24 protein-coding genes and 3 tRNA genes are annotated in these 16,801 nt (G+C 65.2%); 15 read left to right on the top strand and 12 right to left on the bottom strand.

The features are described from left to right. The first annotated feature begins 102 nt into the window (after positions 1-102). From FGK63_RS10635 to FGK63_RS10620, 4 genes are all read left to right on the top strand, one after another. A tRNA-Gly gene (locus FGK63_RS10635) sits at positions 103-177 on the top strand. 32 nt (positions 178-209) lie between these two features. Next, a tRNA-Gly gene (locus FGK63_RS10630) sits at positions 210-284 on the top strand. A gap of 127 nt (positions 285-411) precedes the next feature. Further along, positions 412-1,149, top strand: a complete 738-nt coding sequence (locus FGK63_RS10625; RefSeq protein WP_246044005.1) for a vWA domain-containing protein — start codon at positions 412-414, stop codon at positions 1,147-1,149. A 110-nt stretch (positions 1,150-1,259) separates the two neighbouring features. Further along, entirely contained in the window at positions 1,260-2,126 is an 867-nt protein-coding gene (locus FGK63_RS10620) for a GNAT family N-acetyltransferase (RefSeq protein WP_246044004.1), read from the top strand. Between the two features lie 3 nt (positions 2,127-2,129). On the opposite strand, the gene FGK63_RS10615 is transcribed toward FGK63_RS10620, so the two are convergent. After that, entirely contained in the window at positions 2,130-2,369 is a 240-nt protein-coding gene (locus tag FGK63_RS10615) for an Lrp/AsnC family transcriptional regulator (protein WP_138841963.1), read from the bottom strand. 175 nt (positions 2,370-2,544) lie between these two features. Here FGK63_RS10615 and hisB point away from each other — a divergent pair, with 175 nt between their 5' ends. Continuing rightward, positions 2,545-3,132, top strand: coding sequence for an imidazoleglycerol-phosphate dehydratase HisB (hisB, locus tag FGK63_RS10610; RefSeq protein ID WP_138841961.1), 588 nt, complete (start codon positions 2,545-2,547; stop codon positions 3,130-3,132). Positions 3,133-3,190: 58 nt separating this feature from the next. Next, positions 3,191-3,829 carry an imidazole glycerol phosphate synthase subunit HisH gene (gene hisH / locus FGK63_RS10605; RefSeq protein WP_138841959.1) on the top strand — a complete coding sequence of 213 codons (639 nt, stop codon included), beginning with the start codon at positions 3,191-3,193 and terminating at the stop codon, positions 3,827-3,829. A 24-nt stretch (positions 3,830-3,853) separates the two neighbouring features. Here hisH and FGK63_RS10600 read toward each other — a convergent pair whose 3' ends face one another. Next, positions 3,854-4,252: a DUF2147 domain-containing protein gene (locus FGK63_RS10600; RefSeq protein ID WP_138841958.1), complete on the bottom strand. Its 399-nt coding sequence runs from the start codon at positions 4,250-4,252 to the stop codon at positions 3,854-3,856. A 131-nt stretch (positions 4,253-4,383) separates the two neighbouring features. On the opposite strand from FGK63_RS10600, the gene hisA reads away from it, so the two are divergent. Continuing rightward, complete coding sequence (gene hisA / locus FGK63_RS10595; protein ID WP_138841956.1) at positions 4,384-5,106, top strand: 1-(5-phosphoribosyl)-5-[(5-phosphoribosylamino)methylideneamino]imidazole-4-carboxamide isomerase; 723 nt, start codon at positions 4,384-4,386, stop codon at positions 5,104-5,106. Between the two features lie 109 nt (positions 5,107-5,215). Here the strand turns inward: hisA and FGK63_RS10590 are convergent, their stop codons facing one another. Beyond that, complete coding sequence (locus tag FGK63_RS10590) at positions 5,216-5,659, bottom strand: DUF302 domain-containing protein (protein ID WP_246044003.1); 444 nt, start codon at positions 5,657-5,659, stop codon at positions 5,216-5,218. A 119-nt stretch (positions 5,660-5,778) separates the two neighbouring features. Between FGK63_RS10590 and hisF the strand changes: the two genes are divergently transcribed. The 3 genes from hisF to FGK63_RS10575 all read left to right on the top strand — a co-directional run bounded on the left by hisF (position 5,779) and on the right by FGK63_RS10575 (position 7,510). Beyond that, on the top strand, positions 5,779-6,540 hold the full coding sequence (gene hisF / locus FGK63_RS10585) for an imidazole glycerol phosphate synthase subunit HisF (RefSeq protein WP_138841954.1): 762 nt from the start codon (positions 5,779-5,781) through the stop codon (positions 6,538-6,540). After that, positions 6,537-6,854 carry a phosphoribosyl-ATP diphosphatase gene (locus FGK63_RS10580; RefSeq protein WP_138841952.1) on the top strand — a complete coding sequence of 106 codons (318 nt, stop codon included), beginning with the start codon at positions 6,537-6,539 and terminating at the stop codon, positions 6,852-6,854. Before hisF ends, FGK63_RS10580 begins: the two co-directional genes overlap by 4 nt. Positions 6,855-6,934: 80 nt before the next feature. Continuing rightward, a complete protein-coding gene (locus FGK63_RS10575; protein ID WP_138841950.1) occupies positions 6,935-7,510 on the top strand; it encodes a hypothetical protein in 576 nt (191 codons plus the stop codon). 12 nt (positions 7,511-7,522) lie between these two features. On the opposite strand, the gene FGK63_RS10570 is transcribed toward FGK63_RS10575, so the two are convergent. From FGK63_RS10570 to rlmB, 3 genes are all read right to left on the bottom strand, one after another. Next, positions 7,523-7,993: a CoA-binding protein gene (locus FGK63_RS10570; protein WP_138841948.1), complete on the bottom strand. Its 471-nt coding sequence runs from the start codon at positions 7,991-7,993 to the stop codon at positions 7,523-7,525. 199 nt (positions 7,994-8,192) lie between these two features. After that, a complete protein-coding gene (locus tag FGK63_RS10565) occupies positions 8,193-8,639 on the bottom strand; it encodes a YHS domain-containing (seleno)protein (protein WP_138841945.1) in 447 nt (148 codons plus the stop codon). Between the two features lie 156 nt (positions 8,640-8,795). Continuing rightward, positions 8,796-9,569 (bottom strand): 23S rRNA (guanosine(2251)-2'-O)-methyltransferase RlmB, encoded by a 774-nt coding sequence (rlmB, locus tag FGK63_RS10560; RefSeq protein WP_138841943.1) that lies wholly within the window; start codon positions 9,567-9,569, stop codon positions 8,796-8,798. 116 nt (positions 9,570-9,685) lie between these two features. On the opposite strand from rlmB, the gene FGK63_RS20735 reads away from it, so the two are divergent. Beyond that, positions 9,686-9,769, top strand: a tRNA-Tyr gene (locus tag FGK63_RS20735). Between the two features lie 144 nt (positions 9,770-9,913). Here the strand turns inward: FGK63_RS20735 and FGK63_RS10555 are convergent. Both FGK63_RS10555 and FGK63_RS10550 read right to left on the bottom strand, forming a co-directional pair. Beyond that, positions 9,914-10,432 (bottom strand): DUF2478 domain-containing protein, encoded by a 519-nt coding sequence (locus FGK63_RS10555; protein ID WP_138841941.1) that lies wholly within the window; start codon positions 10,430-10,432, stop codon positions 9,914-9,916. A 72-nt stretch (positions 10,433-10,504) separates the two neighbouring features. Continuing rightward, entirely contained in the window at positions 10,505-11,170 is a 666-nt protein-coding gene (locus tag FGK63_RS10550) for an NnrU family protein (RefSeq protein ID WP_138841939.1), read from the bottom strand. Between the two features lie 166 nt (positions 11,171-11,336). Between FGK63_RS10550 and FGK63_RS10545 the strand changes: the two genes are divergently transcribed. Genes FGK63_RS10545 through FGK63_RS10535 form a run of 3 tightly spaced genes read left to right on the top strand, consistent with a single transcriptional unit; the run spans position 11,337 to position 13,187 of the window. Further along, positions 11,337-11,741, top strand: coding sequence for a PaaI family thioesterase (locus FGK63_RS10545; RefSeq protein ID WP_138841931.1), 405 nt, complete (start codon positions 11,337-11,339; stop codon positions 11,739-11,741). Between the two features lie 58 nt (positions 11,742-11,799). Continuing rightward, positions 11,800-12,462 carry a DNA-3-methyladenine glycosylase I gene (locus tag FGK63_RS10540; protein WP_138841929.1) on the top strand — a complete coding sequence of 221 codons (663 nt, stop codon included), beginning with the start codon at positions 11,800-11,802 and terminating at the stop codon, positions 12,460-12,462. Positions 12,463-12,503: 41 nt separating this feature from the next. Continuing rightward, a complete protein-coding gene (locus tag FGK63_RS10535; protein ID WP_171052623.1) occupies positions 12,504-13,187 on the top strand; it encodes a hypothetical protein in 684 nt (227 codons plus the stop codon). A 4-nt stretch (positions 13,188-13,191) separates the two neighbouring features. Here FGK63_RS10535 and FGK63_RS10530 read toward each other — a convergent pair whose 3' ends face one another. Together FGK63_RS10530 and FGK63_RS10525 are read right to left on the bottom strand one after the other, a co-directional pair. After that, positions 13,192-13,608, bottom strand: a complete 417-nt coding sequence (locus tag FGK63_RS10530) for a c-type cytochrome (RefSeq protein WP_246044002.1) — start codon at positions 13,606-13,608, stop codon at positions 13,192-13,194. Between the two features lies 1 nt (position 13,609). Continuing rightward, on the bottom strand, positions 13,610-14,023 hold the full coding sequence (locus FGK63_RS10525) for a c-type cytochrome (RefSeq protein ID WP_138841927.1): 414 nt from the start codon (positions 14,021-14,023) through the stop codon (positions 13,610-13,612). Between the two features lie 135 nt (positions 14,024-14,158). Here FGK63_RS10525 and FGK63_RS10520 point away from each other — a divergent pair, with 135 nt between their 5' ends. After that, positions 14,159-14,596 (top strand): DMT family transporter, encoded by a 438-nt coding sequence (locus FGK63_RS10520; protein ID WP_138841926.1) that lies wholly within the window; start codon positions 14,159-14,161, stop codon positions 14,594-14,596. Here FGK63_RS10520 and FGK63_RS10515 read toward each other — a convergent pair. Then, on the bottom strand, positions 14,580-15,266 hold the full coding sequence (locus FGK63_RS10515) for an ABC transporter ATP-binding protein (protein WP_138841924.1): 687 nt from the start codon (positions 15,264-15,266) through the stop codon (positions 14,580-14,582). The genes FGK63_RS10520 and FGK63_RS10515 overlap by 17 nt on opposite strands. Then, a complete protein-coding gene (locus FGK63_RS10510) occupies positions 15,259-16,545 on the bottom strand; it encodes a lipoprotein-releasing ABC transporter permease subunit (RefSeq protein ID WP_138841922.1) in 1,287 nt (428 codons plus the stop codon). Before FGK63_RS10510 ends, FGK63_RS10515 begins: the two co-directional genes overlap by 8 nt. Positions 16,546-16,801 lie beyond the last annotated feature (256 nt).

The following is a 16,801-nucleotide window of genomic DNA, read 5'->3' as shown; positions in this document are numbered from 1 at the left end:
CAGGGATCACTTCGTGATTTGCGGGCAACTTTTTTGGAGCGGATGCGATTTTCCTCTTGCAGCTTCCGGCCAGAATTAATACTTCCCACCTCACTCAACCGGGCGGGCGTAGCTCAGGGGTAGAGCATTACCTTGCCAAGGTAAGGGTCGTGAGTTCGAATCTCATCGCCCGCTCCAGTTGGGACCTCAGGCCATCAGGCCACACGGATGCGGGCGTAGCTCAGGGGTAGAGCATTACCTTGCCAAGGTAAGGGTCGTGAGTTCGAATCTCATCGCCCGCTCCAGATTTCAGACAAGCGACAGGATCAATCGTACCCGGCTTGCGAGATGCGGTACGGTGTCCGACCATCGCGGCATGGACAGGCGGCGTTGCGACCGGCATTCTGGTGCCCAGGTCAGGAGGGCCGCCGGATGCGATGGGAGCGCCTGAAAACCCCGGGGCTGGCTGCTGCCGTCTGGGCTGTTCTGTCCGCGCCGGCGGCTGCCACCAATTGTACCGAAGAGGCGATGCTGGTCTTCGACGCCTCGGGCTCGATGGCCGAGATGGGCTATAACGGCCTCGACCGGCCGCGGATCACCGACGCCCGCTTAGCTCTGCGCCGCGCCCTGCCCCGCATCACGCCGATCCGCCGCGTCGGGCTGGTGACCTATGGCCCCGGCGGCAGCGAGGACACCTGCAGCCACGTGGCGCTCAGGCTTGTACCCTCGCCTGATGCGGCGGAGCGGATCCTGTCCGAGATCGACCGGCTGGAACCCGACGGCAGCACCGCGTTGACGCGGGCGGTGTCCGCCGCGGCAAATGCATTGGGCGCGCCGTCGCGCCCCGGCATCGTGGTGCTGGTCACCGACGGCAAGGAGACCTGCGGCGGCTCGCCCTGCGCGCTGGCGGCGCAACTGGCCGCGGAGGCGCCCAAGCTGACCGTGCATGTGATCGGCTTTCGGGTCAGGCCGGATTTCTTCGCCTGGGAGGGCGGCGACAGCAATCCGGATTTCGACGCGCCGATCAGCGCGGCCCAGTGCCTGGCCAAGGAGACGGGCGGGCTGTACGTGTCGACCGAAACCGTCGACGACCTGGTGAAGGCGCTGAACCGCACGCTGGGATGCCCGGTCGTCAGTTCCCTGGATGCGGCCCATGTCGGAAGGCCCTGAGATGTGCCGCGCCGGTCGGCGTCCTGGCCCGCGCCGCAAACGGCGGTGGCGATGCGATGCCTCTTGCGTCATTCTGGCCCGGCTTCAAACACCAAGGCGAGGCTGAACCCGTGTCCGACTATCACATCCGAACCCTGGCCTCGGCCGAGGTTCAGAGAGCCGTGGACTGGGCGGCCCGCGAAGGTTGGAATCCCGGCCTGCAGGATGCCGAGTGTTTCCGCGTGACCGACCCCGACGGTTTTCTGGGCGGGTTCCTGGGCGGCGAGATGATCGCTTCGGTTTCCGTGGTGAACTACGACGACAGCTTCGCGTTTCTCGGCTTCTACATCGTGCGCCCCGAATACCGGGGCGCCGGTCATGGGTTGCAGCTGTTCCGCCACGCCATGACGCATGGCAAAGGCCGCAATGTCGGCCTGGATGGCGTGGTCGATCAGCAGGAGAATTACCGCAGGTCGGACTTTGACTTTGCCTACAACAACTGCAGGTTCGGCGGCACGGTCGCGGGCGCTCTCAAGAGGTTGGGGAACGTGCACACGGGCGCGGTCCAGCCTTTGAGCGAAGTTTCCGGCGCGCTGAAAACCTATGACCGGATGATGTTCCCGGCGCCGCGCGACGCCTTTCTGGCAAGCTGGCTGGGCGCGGCGGGGCATCACTCGCGCGTTTGCCTCCGGGGTGGCGACATCAAGGGCTATGCCACGTTGCGCCCCTGCCTGTCGGGCTACAAGGTCGGGCCGTTGTTCGCCGACGACGCTGGCACGGCGCGGGCGCTTCTGGCCTCGGTGCTGGGCGCGGTGCCGGAGGGGCGAAAAGATCAGCCCGTCTTCATCGACATGCCCGCGCCCAATGCCCGCGCCTTCGACCTGGCCGGCGAGTTAGGGCTGGAAAAGTCGTTTGAAACCGTGCGCATGTATACCGGCGATCAGCCGGACATCGACCTGAGCCGAATCTACGGCGTCACGACGTTCGAGCTGGGGTGAGCCTCAGAACACCTTGAAGGTCATGGTGGTCAGCGACCGTTCGATGTTCGGAATGACCAGCAGATGCTCGTTGATGTAGTGGCCGACATCCTCGCCCTCGGGAATGTAGAGCTTCATCAGCAGGTCGTATTCGCCGCTTGTCGAGTAGAGTTCCGAATGGATTTCGCGCAGGGCGATATCCTCGGCGACCTTGTAGGTCGTGCCGGGTTTGCAGCGGATCTGGATGAAGACGCAGGTGGTCATGCCGGGATGTTCCGATGGTTCTGGGCGATTTTGACAGGCTTCAAGCTGGCATGGCCCGGAACCGGGTGCAATCCCCTGTTTTTCGCGCAACACATCGCCGCGGCGGCCTCAACCGGGCTGGAAATCGCCCCCGCCCCGGGCCTATAAGCACGCCTGTAGCATAAGGAAATCGCCCATGCGTCGCGCCTCGATCAGCCGCAAGACCGCCGAGACCGAGATTTCGGTCGAGATCAATCTCGACGGGACCGGAGCCTATGACAACCAGACCGGAGTGGGGTTCTTCGACCACATGCTGGACCAACTGGCGCGCCACTCGCTGATCGACATGACCATCCGGGCCAAGGGCGACTATCACATCGACGATCACCACACGGTCGAGGATACCGGCATCGCGCTGGGTCAGGCGCTGACCGCCGCCCTGGGCGACAAGAAGGGAATCCTGCGCTACGGCGAATGCCACCTGCCGATGGACGACGCGCAGGTGCGCTGCGCGCTGGACCTGTCGGGCCGCCCGTTCCTGGTATGGAACGTGGACCTGCCCGCGCCCAAGATCGGCACGTTCGACACCGAACTGGTGCGCGAGTTCTTTCAGGCGCTCAGCACCCATTGCGGCATCACCCTGCACGTGGACCAGTTGCACGGCTTCAACAGTCACCACATCGCCGAGGCCACCTTCAAGGCGGTGGCGCGGGCCCTGCGCATGGCGGTCGAGACCGATCCGCGCAAGGCGGACGCGATTCCCTCGACCAAGGGCGCGCTGTGAGCGCAGCCGGAAAAGCGGGATCCGGCTTTCGGACCAGTTGCGCGCGGAAAGGGAGCAAATGCTGACCGCCATCATCGACTATGAAAGCGGCAACCTGCATTCCGCCGAAAAGGCGTTTCAGCGCATAGCGCGCGAACTCGACGCGGGCGAGGTCGTGGTGACCTCGGATGCCGAAGTGGTGGCGCGCGCCGACCGGCTGGTGCTGCCCGGCGACGGCGCCTTTCCCGCCTGCGCGGCGGAACTGCGCGGCCACAAGGGCATCCATGACGCCATGGTCGAGGCGGTGGAGCAGAAGGGCCGCCCCTTTCTGGGCATCTGCGTCGGAATGCAGCTTATGGCCACGACGGGCCATGAATACGAGGAAACGCCGGGTCTGGGCTGGATCGCCGGCGATGTGGTCCGGATCGAGCCCGGGGACAGGAAGCTGAAGGTTCCGCACATGGGCTGGAACGATCTGGTCATCGAGCACGACCATCCGGTGTTCGCGGGCGTCAGGACCGGCGATCACACTTATTTCGTGCATTCCTACCAGTTCCATGTCGACAACCCTGCCGAGCGGCTGGCCTACGTGGACTATGGCGGCCCGGTGACGGCGGTGATCGGACGCGGCACGATGGTTGGGATGCAGTTCCATCCCGAGAAAAGCCAGGATGTCGGCCTGCGGCTGATCGGCAATTTCCTGACCTGGGCCCCCTGAGCGGCGCGGGTCACGCGGCCCGGCTTACTCCAGCCGGGTCCAGACCTGACCACGGCAGATCAGCCCGCCCACGACGCAGCCCTCGACGGTCAGCGCGTTGCCGTCGAGCGACATTTTCGAGCGGTAGGTCTTGTCGGAATCCGGCGCCCAGATCTTGCCCTTGTCATAGGTGCCGTCGCCTTCGGGGATCATGTCCCAGATGATCTGCTTGCCCAGATGTTCGTAGTCGAGCGACTCGTCTCCGGCGGCGTCGAACGCGTTGTCGATGGTGCCGCAGATGGCGCTGCCGCAGGGTGCGATGGTGACGTGCAGATAGCCGCCCTCGTCGCCTTCGGCCGTCTTCCAGAGGCCCTCGACCGGATCGGCCAGCGCGCCGCCGGCCAGACCCAGCCCCAGAGCGGATGCCAGAATCAGTTTCTTCATCGAAAACCTCCCTGTTTCGCACAGTGTTGCGCGGCGCACTCGCGACAGGCAAGACTGACTTTGGGTCGCGTTGCATTCCCCGCCCTGCCCGTGCCATATCGCGCCGGAATTTCAGCGAAAGGCCGCGACACATGATCCTCTACCCAGCCATCGACCTCAAGGACGGCAAGGCCGTGCGCCTGCTGCGCGGCGACATGGACAAAGCCACCGTGTTCAACGACGACCCCGCCGCGCAGGCCCGCGCCTTTGTCGAGGCCGGGTGCGAGTGGCTGCACCTGGTCGACCTGAACGGCGCCTTCGCCGGCGAGCCGGTCAACGCCGCCCCGGTCGAGGCGATTCTGAAGGAATGCGGCGTGCCCGCGCAACTGGGCGGCGGCATCCGCGACATGGCCACCATCGAGAACTGGCTGGAGAAGGGTTTGGCGCGGGTGATTCTGGGCACCGTCGCGGTCGAGAACCCCGATCTGGTGCGCGAGGCGGCCAAGGCGTTTCCGGGCAAGGTCGCGGTCGGCATCGATGCGCGCAACGGCATGGTCGCCACCAAGGGCTGGGCCGAAGAGACGGATGTCGAAGCCACCGATCTGGCCAAAAGCTTCGAGGACGCCGGCGTCGCCGCCATCATCTACACCGACATCAACCGCGACGGCGCCATGCAGGGACCGAATGTCGAGGCGACGGCAGAGCTTGCCCGCGCCGTGTCGATCCCGGTGATCGCCTCGGGCGGCGTCAGTTCGCTGGCCGACCTGATCGCCTTGCGCGATTGCGGCGTGGCGCTGAACGGCGCGATTTCAGGGCGGGCATTGTACGACGGCGCGTTGGATCTGGCCGAGGCGCTGGCCGCATTGCGGGCCTGAGCGCAGGCGGGCGGCCGAACCGGGCCTGCTTGGTTTTCCGGGAATACCCTGATCTGTCACTGCTTTGCGCGGCCCGTCAGCAGCCCGAAACGACGGCGCGCATTCGCACCTAGTTGGTTGCCGCTTCCGTCAGTTTCTGCAAGGCGCCCTGCATCTTGCCCACGACCGGCGCGTCGCCGGGAATGTTCAGGCCGCCCAGCATGTCCGCCGGGTCTTCATAAACCAGCCAGACCTGACCGTCGGCATCCGAATAGGCAAGAACCTTGAGCGGAAGATAAAGCCCGGCGACGGGATCGGCCTGCATGGCCGGAGTTCCCAGTTTCGGATTTCCGAAGATCAGCAGTTGCGCATCCGCCAGTTCCATATCGACGTTCTTTGCCCCGGCGGCGTGATCGACGCGGGCAAAGACGGTCGCCCCGGCATTGCCGACGGCCGCCTCGAGCGCGTCCATCGCCTCGGACACGGACTTGTCGGTTTTGACCTTCATCAACTCGTCCGCCATTGCGGAAGCGCCTGCAAGCGTCAGAATCGCGGCAAGAAAATGAGCCCTCATGTCGAAATCTCCCTTGTGATTATGCTTCACGAATCTCCACAGATGCGGCGTTTCATCCAGTCACAACTCTGGCATCGGCAGGGCTTTGCCGCTAGGACAGCCCCAAACAAGGATCGTTCATGCTGAAAACCCGCATCATCCCCTGCCTCGACGTGGCCGACGGCCGCGTGGTCAAGGGCGTCAACTTCGTCGGCCTGCGCGACGCCGGCGATCCGGTGGAATCGGCCAAGGCTTATGACGCTGCGGGGGCTGACGAGATCTGCTTTCTCGATATCCATGCCACCCATGAGAACCGCGGCACCATGTTCGACGTGGTGCAACGGACGGCCGAACAGTGCTTCGTGCCCCTGACCGTGGGCGGCGGTGTGCGCAGCAAGGAGGACGTGCGCAACCTGCTGCTTGCCGGGGCCGACAAGGTCAGTTTCAACTCCGCCGCCGTCGCCAATCCGGACGTGGTGGCCGAGGCCGCCGACCAGTTCGGCAGCCAGTGCATCGTCGTCGCCATCGACGCCAAGACGGTGAGCCCGGGCAAATGGGAAATCTTCACGCATGGCGGCCGCAAACCCACCGGCATCGACGCGGTGGAATTCGCCAGAACCGTTGTGGCGAAAGGCGCGGGCGAGATCCTGCTGACCTCGATGGACCGGGACGGCACCAAGGCGGGGTTCAACCTGCCGCTGACCCGCGCGATCTCGGACGCCGTCGATGTTCCGGTCATCGCCTCGGGCGGCGTCGGCACGCTCGACCACCTGGTCGAGGGCGTGACCGAGGGCGGTGCCAGCGCCGTGCTGGCGGCGTCGATCTTTCACTTCGGCGAATTCACCATCCGCGAGGCCAAGGAACACATGGCCGCCGCGGGCATCCCGATGAGGCTGACATGAGCGTTCTGCACGACCTTGCCGCGACCATTGCCGAGCGCAAGGGCGCCGATCCCGAGTCGAGCTGGACCGCCAAGCTGCTGGCCAAGGGGCCCGAGAAATGCGCCGAGAAATTCGGCGAGGAGGCCGTCGAGGCGATCATCGAAGCCGTCAAGGGCGACCGCGCCCGGCTGACCGCCGAAGCCGCCGACGTGCTGTATCACCTGCTGGTCATGCTGGCGGTCCGCGACGTCGATCTGGATGACGTGCTGGCCGAACTGGCCCGCCGGCGGGGCACCAGCGGCATCGCGGAAAAAGCCTCGCGCGCAGGCGATTGAAACGCGGTGCCCTTGCCATTACCATCCTGTACCCGACAAGGCCGGAACCTCCGGCGCCCGAATTCCAGAGGGGCATTGGAATGAAGAAATTTCTCGCACCCGTGTTGGCGATCCTGGCACTTGCGGTGATCAGCGGATGCAGCACGCAGCCGACCGTCAACCAGCGCGATGTCGAGGCACTGGCGCTGGAACTGCGGGGGCTGGGGCCGGATGTCGACCCCGAAGAGGCCGAGCGGGCAGCTCGCGTCGCCTTCGCCTATTCCAGCCAGCTCCGGCAGGAGTATCAGGTGACGAGCTCTCCCATCGTCCACAACGCCAAGGTCAACAACGGCTTCCGCGAGCGCGGCCTGTGCTGGCACTGGGCCGAGGATATCGAACGTCGCCTGAATCAGGAGAATTTCCGCACCCTGACCCTGCACCGCGCCATATCCGACCCGGAAAACCCGTTCCGCATCGACCACAGCACGGCGATCATCAGCCGCCGCGGCGATTCGATGTATGACGGCGTCGTGCTGGACGGGTGGCGCAACGGCGGCGCGCTGTTCTGGGCGCCGACCCGCGAGGACACGCGGTACAACTGGCGGCCGCGCCTGGATGTTCTGAAGGACAAGGAACGCAAGCTGTACAAACAGCGGGCGACCCTGACCACCGGCTGACGCGGTAGAGGCTTACAGCTTCGACGATATGATGCCGGTGGCGAAACCGCCCATGCGCAGTTCGCCGAAAAGGCGCTGATATTCGATCTTGGGGCAGCGGTTCATCACCACGTCGACGCCGCGCGCCTGCGCCTTGGCGGCGGCCACGGGGTGTTCGACGCCGATCTGCATCCAGATGGTCCTGAGTTTCGGAAACGCTTCAAGAGCTTCGTCAACGATGGGCGGCACCGACTCGGAACGGCGAAAGATGTCGACCATGTCCACCGGTTCGGAAACCTCGGATAGGGTCGCGCGGACGGTTTCGCCGAACAGCAACTTTCCCGCATGGCCCGGATTGACCGGGATGACCCGGAACCCCTTGAGGCCCAGGTAACGCGCCACGTAATAGCTGGGCCGCACCGGATTCATCGACACTCCGACCACGGCGACCACCTTGGTGCGCCGCAGGATGTCCTTGAGATGCGAGTCGGAATAGTCTGGCATGGCGTCACACTAGCCTTGGCCCACAAAAGAAAAAAGCGCCCAAGTGAGGCTTGGGCGCCAGTTGTGGAACGAGGGACAGTGAAATGACCCGCGGCAGTTCCGTTCCGCGGTCACTGTGACATTTAGGCAAGCAAATCGAGAAAAAAAGGGGCAAACGCAAAAATGTGATGACAGTATTTCGCCGTCGGCGCCGCGCCGCTCAGTCCTGCAGAACTCCGGGCCAGTTCTGCTCGGCCAGGACGATGTTGCCTGGGATATCCTGTCGCCAGAGACGCGCGACATCGGGCGAATGGGTCAGGTAGAGTTTGCCATCCACGATCCGCCACGCTTCGGGGTCGGTGGTGGCCAGGTAGCCGCGCCCGACGGCATAGGCGCAATAGCCGCCGAATTGCGGGGCGTAGGCGCGCGGGTTGGCTTCGAAAAGCTCGCGATTGTCCTGCGAGGCGAATTGCCAGACGGCGCCCTTCCACATCACCGCATATTCCGGCCGGCCCGGAATCGGCCCGCCGGATCGGAAATAGGATACGGTATCGTATCCACCGATCGCCGCGCCGTGGTTGACGTAGAAAACCGGCGTTTCCGCATGAGCCGCGGGAGCGGCTAGAAAGGCGGTCAAACCGGCAAGCAGGATGCGTCGCGAAAGCATGGGTCTCTGAGCTTGGTGGCAGTGCCACACAAGATGCCCAGAACAGGGCGATTCAGGAACCCCGGCTGACGGTGATGTGATCGGATCGTGTGCAACTTTGGCGCCAGACAGGGAAAATCCGGCCGGCAAGGAAGGAATCCGGGCGGCGGTTCACCGTCACTTGTAACGCGACGCGTAAAGCGCGATCGCGGCGGCGTTCGAGACGTTGAGCGACCCGAACCCGCCCGCCGCGTCGATCTTGACCAGACGGTCCACTGTTTCCTTGGTCTTTTGCCGCAATCCCGGACCCTCGGCGCCCAGCACCAGCGCAACCGGCCGGTCGCGAAGGCCGTCCAGGGCCGCTTCGATGGTATCGTCCGCCTCTCCGTCCAGCCCGAGGACCAGAAAGCCCATGCCCTGCAATTCGACGATGGCGTCGGCCAGGTTGCGAACCCGCAGATAAGGCTGCCGTTCCAGCGCGCCGCTGGCGGTCTTGGCCAGCGCCCCGGTCTCGGGCGCGGAGTGATGCCGGGTGCCGATCACCGCGCTGGCGCCCAGCACCTCGGCGGAGCGCAGAATCGCGCCGACATTGTGCGGATCGGTGACGCGGTCAAGCAGGATGACCCGGGGGTGTTCGCGCCCCACGCAGTTCTCGGCCAATCCGCCCCAATCCAGCGGCTTGACCTCGAGCGCGGCGCCCTGATGGACCGAGCCCGGGTCGATCGGCGCGGTAAACTTGCGCGGATCGACCTGCTCGGGGACGATCCCTGCGAATTCAATGGCCTCGGCCAGCTTGTCCTGTGCGTTCCGGGTAACGATCAGGCGCAGTTTCTGCCGTTTCGGGTTCATCAGGGCGTCCCGCACGGCATGCAATCCGAACAGCCAGACGGTCTCTGCCGCGGCGGCTTTGCGCGACTGTTCCTTTTCGATGACCCATTTGGGTTTCTTCATTTTGCCGGCCTCCGGGCCATGGAATCGGTTTCCTGCGCCAATGCGGAATTTTCCTGTTGACGCTCCTTTGGCGCGCTAGTAATCACGCCTCCACGTCAGGTGCAACGCCTGACAGTGGGCGACAGGCCGCAAGGTGTGGCAGGGGACTGTAACTCCCTCGCGGAGACGCACGCCTGGTTCGATTCCAGGGTCGCCCACCATTCTCCATGACATCAGCGCAGTAGCGAACGGGGCCGGCGCCTTGCCGCATGCGTGTTTCACCCCCGCCGCAAGCACCTGTTTTTCAACGGTAAACGGGCCTTGTGGCATCCGGCCCGGCCTCCCCTCGGGGCCTGGGACATTCGTCAGGCCGCGGTCCGTTCGCGGATGACGGCGCGCAGCCAATCCTCGATCGCTTCGGGATCGGCGGGCATCTTTTTCGCCGCGCCGTCGGTGAATTCCAGGAACCTGCCCTCGTTCAGCCCGTTGACGCCGACGAGAACGGGGATGTCCCGCGCCAGCGCCTCGGCGATGACCGGGCGAAATCCCCGGCCGTCGGCCTCGTGCTTGCCGAACTTGTTCACGATCAGCAGCTGCGGCGCATCGTCGAGCGAGGCGGTCACCTCGGCCACCGCCTGTTCCAGCGCCGCCGCATCCAGCCTGCATCCTCGCGCCATAGCGCCAAGCGACTGCGAGATCCGGATGGTCCCGCCGTCGGGCAGAACCCGAAGGTCCATGTCGCACCTGCGGTCGTCCGCGCATTCGGTGTTCGACTGCACAACGCCGGCCAGAGCGAAGCCGTTGGCCAGCAGACGCTCGGCTGCGGCGCTGAGAAGGCGGTCCGTGGCGCCGCGATCCGTGGTGGTCACATAGGCCAGATGCATGGGTTTGCTCCTGAACTTCAAAGGTCGGTTTCGGTGATAGCACGCGGGTCGGGCAAGGGCCACTCCTGGCGGTTACGGCAGTGGCGACAACCCGATGACCGGCATGTGCAGATGCAGAAGGGCAACGAAGGCGACGGCGGCGACCAGCCAGACCCAGAGGCGCGGCCAGGGCTGCGGTGCGCGCAGCGACAGCGGCGCTGTGTTGCGCGCCAGTCGCTGCCATTCCTCGCCCATTTCCCGCGCCTTCCGCTTGTCGATCAGGGTCATGCCGAGCAGGGCGAAGCCCGAGAACAGCCCGAACAGGATGACATGGGCGAGGCTGCCGTTGGCAAACAGGTGCGCCAGCGCCCATAGCAACAGGGCCAGCAGGATCGGGTGGCGGCTGAGGCGGAGGATGCCGGGGTTGTCCGGATCGAAAGACCCGCGCCCCAACCCGCCGAACGAGAACGGGTTGCGGATCGCCAGCCCCGCCACCGCCAGCCAGCAGACGACCGGCATGATCAGCACCGGCACCCAGCGCAGGGCGGGATATGGCGGGATGACCTCGACATAGGGCGCCCGCGCCGCCGCCACGATCAGCCAGCCCAGAACCGCCAGGGAAAACAGTGAATAGGCGGCGAAATAACCCCTGCGGCCCATGCGGGCGATCAGCCAGGGGCGCACCGGCGGGCGCACCGGGATGACATGGCTCAACAAAAAGACGCCCAGCGCCAGCAGAAATTCGCCCCAACCACTCATGCATTCTCTCCGGTTCGTTTGGACATGGCCTAGTCGCAGGTAACGGCCTGTTCCTTGCCCGATGTCAAGTTTCGAACGATCGGGCCAGCCTTGCTGCAAGCCGCAGCATTCTGCTTGCCGGGATTGAGCCAAGGGATAAGCTGTGACCGGAAGGACGGAGGATTGAATGACACCGGAAAAGGCACAGGAGTTTCTGCACGAGAACTTCGCCGAATGGGTGAAAGCGTTGGACATGCGGGTGCTGGAAACCGAACCCGGCCATGTTCTGGTCAGGATGCCCCTGGCCCCGCACCTGGCGCGCGTCGGCGGCATCGTCTCGGGGCAGGCTTTGGCCGCATTGGCCGACACGACGATGGTGCTTGCCGCGATCGCGCATACGGGCGAGTTCAAGCCCTTCGCCACGACCGACCTGCACACCCAGTTCCTGCGCCCCGGTGTGGGATCCGCGATCCTGTGCCGGGCCGAGGTGGTGCGGGCCGGCCGCGCGCTGGTCTTTGCACGGGCGGAGATGACCGAGGAGGACAGCGGCAAGAAGGTCGCCGCCGCCACCGCCACCTTCTTCGCGCCCTGAAACCGGGCTTGCCAAGCGGGAGCTTAACGGAAACCCTGTCGTCCGGGAGGAGGCGCACATGCATCACTTCGACGAGATCTATGAACTGGCGGCGGACAGGCATGGCGGCGCCGACGCGCTGGAGAAAAAGCTGAGCAAACCGAAATCGCCGGAGGAACTGGCCGCCGTGCCCGAGGACCGATGGCTGTCCACGATCACCCGGTGCGTGTTTCAGGCCGGGTTCAACTGGAAGGTCATCGAGGCCAAGTGGGACGGGTTCGAGGCCGCATTTGACGGTTTCGACGTGGGACGCTGCGCCTTGATGGACGACGAGAAATTCGACGCCTTGCTGCAGGACACCCGGATCGTGCGCAACGGCACCAAGATCGCCGCGGTGCGCGACAATGCCGCGTTCCTGATGGAGTTGCGCGACGAAGGCGGGGCGGGCAAGGTACTGGGCGGCTGGCCCTCGACGGATTACGTGGGGCTTCTGGCGATGCTCGGCAAGCGCGGGTCGCGACTGGGCGGGACGACGGCGCAATACGCGATGCGCTTTGCCGGGCGCGACAGCTTCATCCTGTCGCGGGACGTTACCGCGCGGCTGATCGCCGAGGGCGTGGTGGACAAGGCTCCGACCTCGAAAAAGGCTTTGGCCGAGGTGCAGCGGGCCTTCAACACCTGGATGCGGCAATCCGGGCGGTCCCTTACCGAAATCAGCCGCGTTCTTGCCATGAGCCTTTAAAACGACTTGCGGAAGAAGCGCGGTGAACTACGCTCAATCCCATGATACTGCGCGCTTTCCTCGTTCTGTTTCTCGTGGCTGCCTGCGGGCGGCCCCTGACCGACACGGAACGCGCCTTCGCAACCCGTGTCCACGGCGAAGACCTTGATCTGAACCGGGTGCGGCTGGTCGAAGGCGCGCCCGTCGGCGCGGTCACGTTCAGGCGCACGCCGCGACCGCGCGTCACCTGCCGCGAACGGATCCTGCCCCCGGTCAAGGACGAGATCGTGACCAGCAAGCCGGCGGCAGTGGCGCTGTTCAACCGGGTCTTCTTTACCCGCGACTGGTATCTCGAGGACTACATGACCGAGTTTCCGGACACCATCAACCTGGTCGCCGCGATGCTGCTGGCGCATGAGTTGACCCATGTCTGGCAATGGCAGAACCGGAAGGAAACCGGATATCACCCGCTGCGCGCGGCCGCCGAGCACAGCCGGGGCGATGACCCATATCTGTTCGATCTGGACGGCACGGCGGATTTCCTGAGCTACGGATTCGAACAGCAAGGCGCCATCGTCGAGGAATATGTCTGCTGCCGTGCGCTGGCGCCCGAAGCGGCCCGCACCAAGCGCCTGCACGCGATGCTGGGCGACGTATTCGACGTTGCCGACCTGCCCGTCAAAGGACGCGAGAGCGACGTCCTGATCCCCTGGAAAGGGGCCAAGATCGAAGGCATCTGCGACTGATGATTCAGCCGGACACCTGAATGCTTTCAAGATAGGCCAGCAGCGCCGCCAGCGGGCGCGGTGTCGGGGTCAGCACCCCGTCCACTTCGACCGGAACAAGGTCGCCTTCCAGCAGGGTCCCGAATTCCGGCATGACCTCTTCGGACACCTTGCCGCGCCCGTAGCCGTCGATCTGCGACAGGACCTCGGCCCGCGGGAACACTCCGCCGTTCCGTTCGGCGATCCGGGTCAGATCGGGAGCGGCCTGCCCGCCCACCAATGCGCCGCCGGTGCCGGCATAGTCGTGGCAGGCCGCGCAATTGGCGGCGAAAAGCGCCTCGCCCTCGTGCGGCGTCGGCATTTTCGATCCGACGGCGCAGGCGAACGGCAGAAAGGCGATGGCACCGGCGGCCAGCAACCGGATCATTCGTGGCGATTGCATTTCAGCTTCCCTGAATAGTCTGCAGATAGGCGACCAGATCCGCGATCGGCTCGCTGGTCAGAATGGGCTGGCCCGCGGGCGTCTTGATCGCGATGTCGTTCCCTTCGAAATAAGGTCCGTAGATCGGCATGGCGCTGCCGTGGCTGACCAGCGGGTCGCGGCCATCGATCCGGAAAACGACACGCTCGGTCGGAAAGACCCCGTCCTCGCCTTGCAAAGTCGTCAAGTCCTTGGGCTGAACCACCAGAACCGCCGCCATCGGACCATTTCCGGAGGCGTCAAGGCCGTGGCAGGTGGCGCAGTGATGGCGATAGATCTCGGCCCCGCGCTCGGCGTCCTGAGCCGGAAGCGGAGATGCCCAGACCGCCGCCAAGGCCAGGGCCGTGATCTGCAACTTGCCAAAAACCGTTCTCATTCTTGCCTCCTCCTGCCTGTGTCTTGCCGTGGGTTTCGGAAAAATCCAGCCCTTTCCACGCCTTTGCAGGCTTGCCCACAACCGTCACAGTAGCAATGATCCAAATCAACAGTCGAGGCCAGAGGGAATTGGAACATGGCACAATACGCGGCAATCATGCTTGTGGCCGGGATCGGGATACCGGTCCTTGCGGCGCTCAACGCGGCCCTCGGACGGCTGATCAACTCGCCCACGGCCGCGGCCGTCGTCCTGTTCACCGTGGCGCTGGCCTCGTCGGCGCTGGTGCTGCTGCTGTTTCCCGGCCCGGGCGCCCTGAGCAAGGTCGCGGGATCGCCCAAGCACCTGTTCCTGGGCGGCGTGCTGGTCGCCTTCTACGTGCTGTCCATCACCCATGTCGCGCCGCATTTCGGGGTGGGAAACGCCGTGTTCTTCGTTCTGCTCGGCCAGCTCATCAGCACGGCGGCGATCGACCATTTCGGCCTGTTCGGCGCGCAGGTGACGCCGCTGACCATGGCGCGCGCCGGCGGCATTGCGGTCATGGCCATCGGCGTGGCGATCACTCAGCTGGCCTGAGCATGCCGCCCTCCAGCCGGATCACGCGGTCCATGCGCGCCGCCAGGTCCAGGTTGTGCGTCGCGATCAGCGCGGACAGGCCGGTGTCCTTCACAAGGCTCATCAGCGCGTCGAAGACCTGATCCGAAGTCCCGGGATCGAGGTTGCCGGTCGGTTCGTCCGCCAGCAATATCCGCGGGCTGTTCGCCAGCGCGCGACAGAAGGCGACGCGCTGCTGTTCGCCGCCCGACAGCTCCGCCGGCCGGTGCCGGGCGCGCTCTGCCACGCCGACACGGGACAGAAGGTCCATTGCCCGGGCCTCGGCCGCACGCTCGGCCACGCCGTTGGCCAATTGCGGCAGGGCGACGTTTTCCAGCGCCGAGAACTCGGGCAGCAGGTGGTGGAACTGGTAGACGAAGCCCACGTCCCGCCGCCGGATCGCGGTGCGGGTGCGGTCGCCCTTGCCGGTCGCATCCTGCCCCGCGATCTCGAGGGTTCCGACATCCGGCGTGTCCAGCAGGCCGGCGATGTGCAGCAGCGTCGACTTGCCCGCGCCCGACGGGGCCACCAGCGCCACGGCCTCGCCCGCGCGCAGTTCCAGGTCGGCGCCGCGCAGCACCTGCACCTCGCCCGGGGTGCCTTTCAGATAGGTCTTGGTCAGACCGTTCAGCCGCAGGGTCACGTCATTCATAGCGCAGCGCCTCGACTGGGTTCAGCCGCGCCGCGCGGCGGGCGGGGAAATAGGTGACAAAGAAGGAAAGGCCCAGCGACAGGGCCACCGCCTTGAGAACGTCGGAAAGGTGCAGTTCGGCGGGCAGCGCGTAGATGCCCCTGATCGCCGGGTCCCAGACCCCGCCGCCCATGGCGTAGTTCACGAAGGAAAAGATCGGGTCGATGTAGATCGCGAACAGGCAGCCGAGAACCACGCCCAGCGCCGTGCCGATCAGGCCGGTGAAGGCGCCGCAGATGAAGAACACCCGCAGTACCGAGCCTTCGCTCAGGCCGATGGTGCGCAGGATGCCGATGTCGCGCCCCTTGTTCTTGACCAGCATGATCAGGCCCGAAACGATGTTCATGGCCGCGATCAGGACGAGGATCGACAGGATGATGAACATCACGTTGTCCTCGACCTCGAGCGCGCGCAGGAAACCGCCGGATGCGTCCATCCACGTCCAGACCTGCGCCCCGTCGCCGGCGGCGTCCAGTATCGGGATGAGCACATTGTCGAGCTGTTCCGGCCTTTCGACCATCACCTCGATCTCGTCCGCGATGCCTTCGCGGTTGAAGAAGCTCTGCGCCTCGGCGAAGGGCAGGTAGACGCGGGTCCGGTCGATGTCGTAGCGCCCGGCGGAAAAGACGTAGACGACCTCGTAGGCGTTCACGCGGGGCGACGTGCCGAAAGCGGTCTTGACCCCGTTGGGCGAGGTCAGCCTGACCCTGTCCCCGACGGTAGCGCCGATGGCGCGCGCGATGCCCGATCCGATGGCGATGCCTTCCTCGAACCGCGCGAGATCGCCATAGGCCTGATCGCTTTCGGCAATGCCGGGAAGGTCGCGCAGGTCTTCGGGCCGGATGCCGAACACCTCGGCGCCCGAACTTTGATCGCGGTTGGTGATCAGGACCTGCCCCTTGACCAGCGGGGCCGCCCGGATCACGCCGGGCACCTGCGCCACCCGTTCGGCCATCGCGTCGAAATCCTCGATCCGCCGGTCCACCCCGCCCTGCGCGTCCGCGGAGCCGACGGAATAGACCGTCACATGCGCGTTCGCCCCGAGGATCGTGCCGACGAATTCCGAGCGGAACCCCGAGCGCACGGCCAGCGTCGCGATCAGCGCGAAAACCGCCAGCGTGATGCCGATCAGCGAAATCCAGGTCATCACGCTGACGCCGCCCTCGGCCCGGCGGGCCCGCAGGTATCGCCAGGCGATCTTCCATTCAAACGGCGCGAAGGGTGGTGGTGTGGCGGCCATTGCTGCTCCGATGAAAATTTTTCGGGACCCTCAATCCAAATGCCGCCGTGGTCAAGGTCTGGTTTCGCGGGCAGGGCGGGTCACCGCCGCCGATCGGCGGCGGATTTCCCGCAAAGCACTCGATCCGGTTGCGACAGCCGGGACAATCCCCGGATGTGAGCGCAAACTGAATCCTTCCAGCAACGGTGAATGCGAAACATTATTTCGCGTTTTGATTATTTCGTGGAATTTTGTCATAATGGTGAAGTTGAAATGT

Origin of the sequence: Ruegeria sediminis, from assembly GCF_005938215.1 — a bacterium.
In the GTDB taxonomy this organism is placed as follows: domain Bacteria; phylum Pseudomonadota; class Alphaproteobacteria; order Rhodobacterales; family Rhodobacteraceae; genus Ruegeria; species Ruegeria sediminis.
This window is presented reverse-complemented; position numbering and strand designations above follow the sequence as displayed.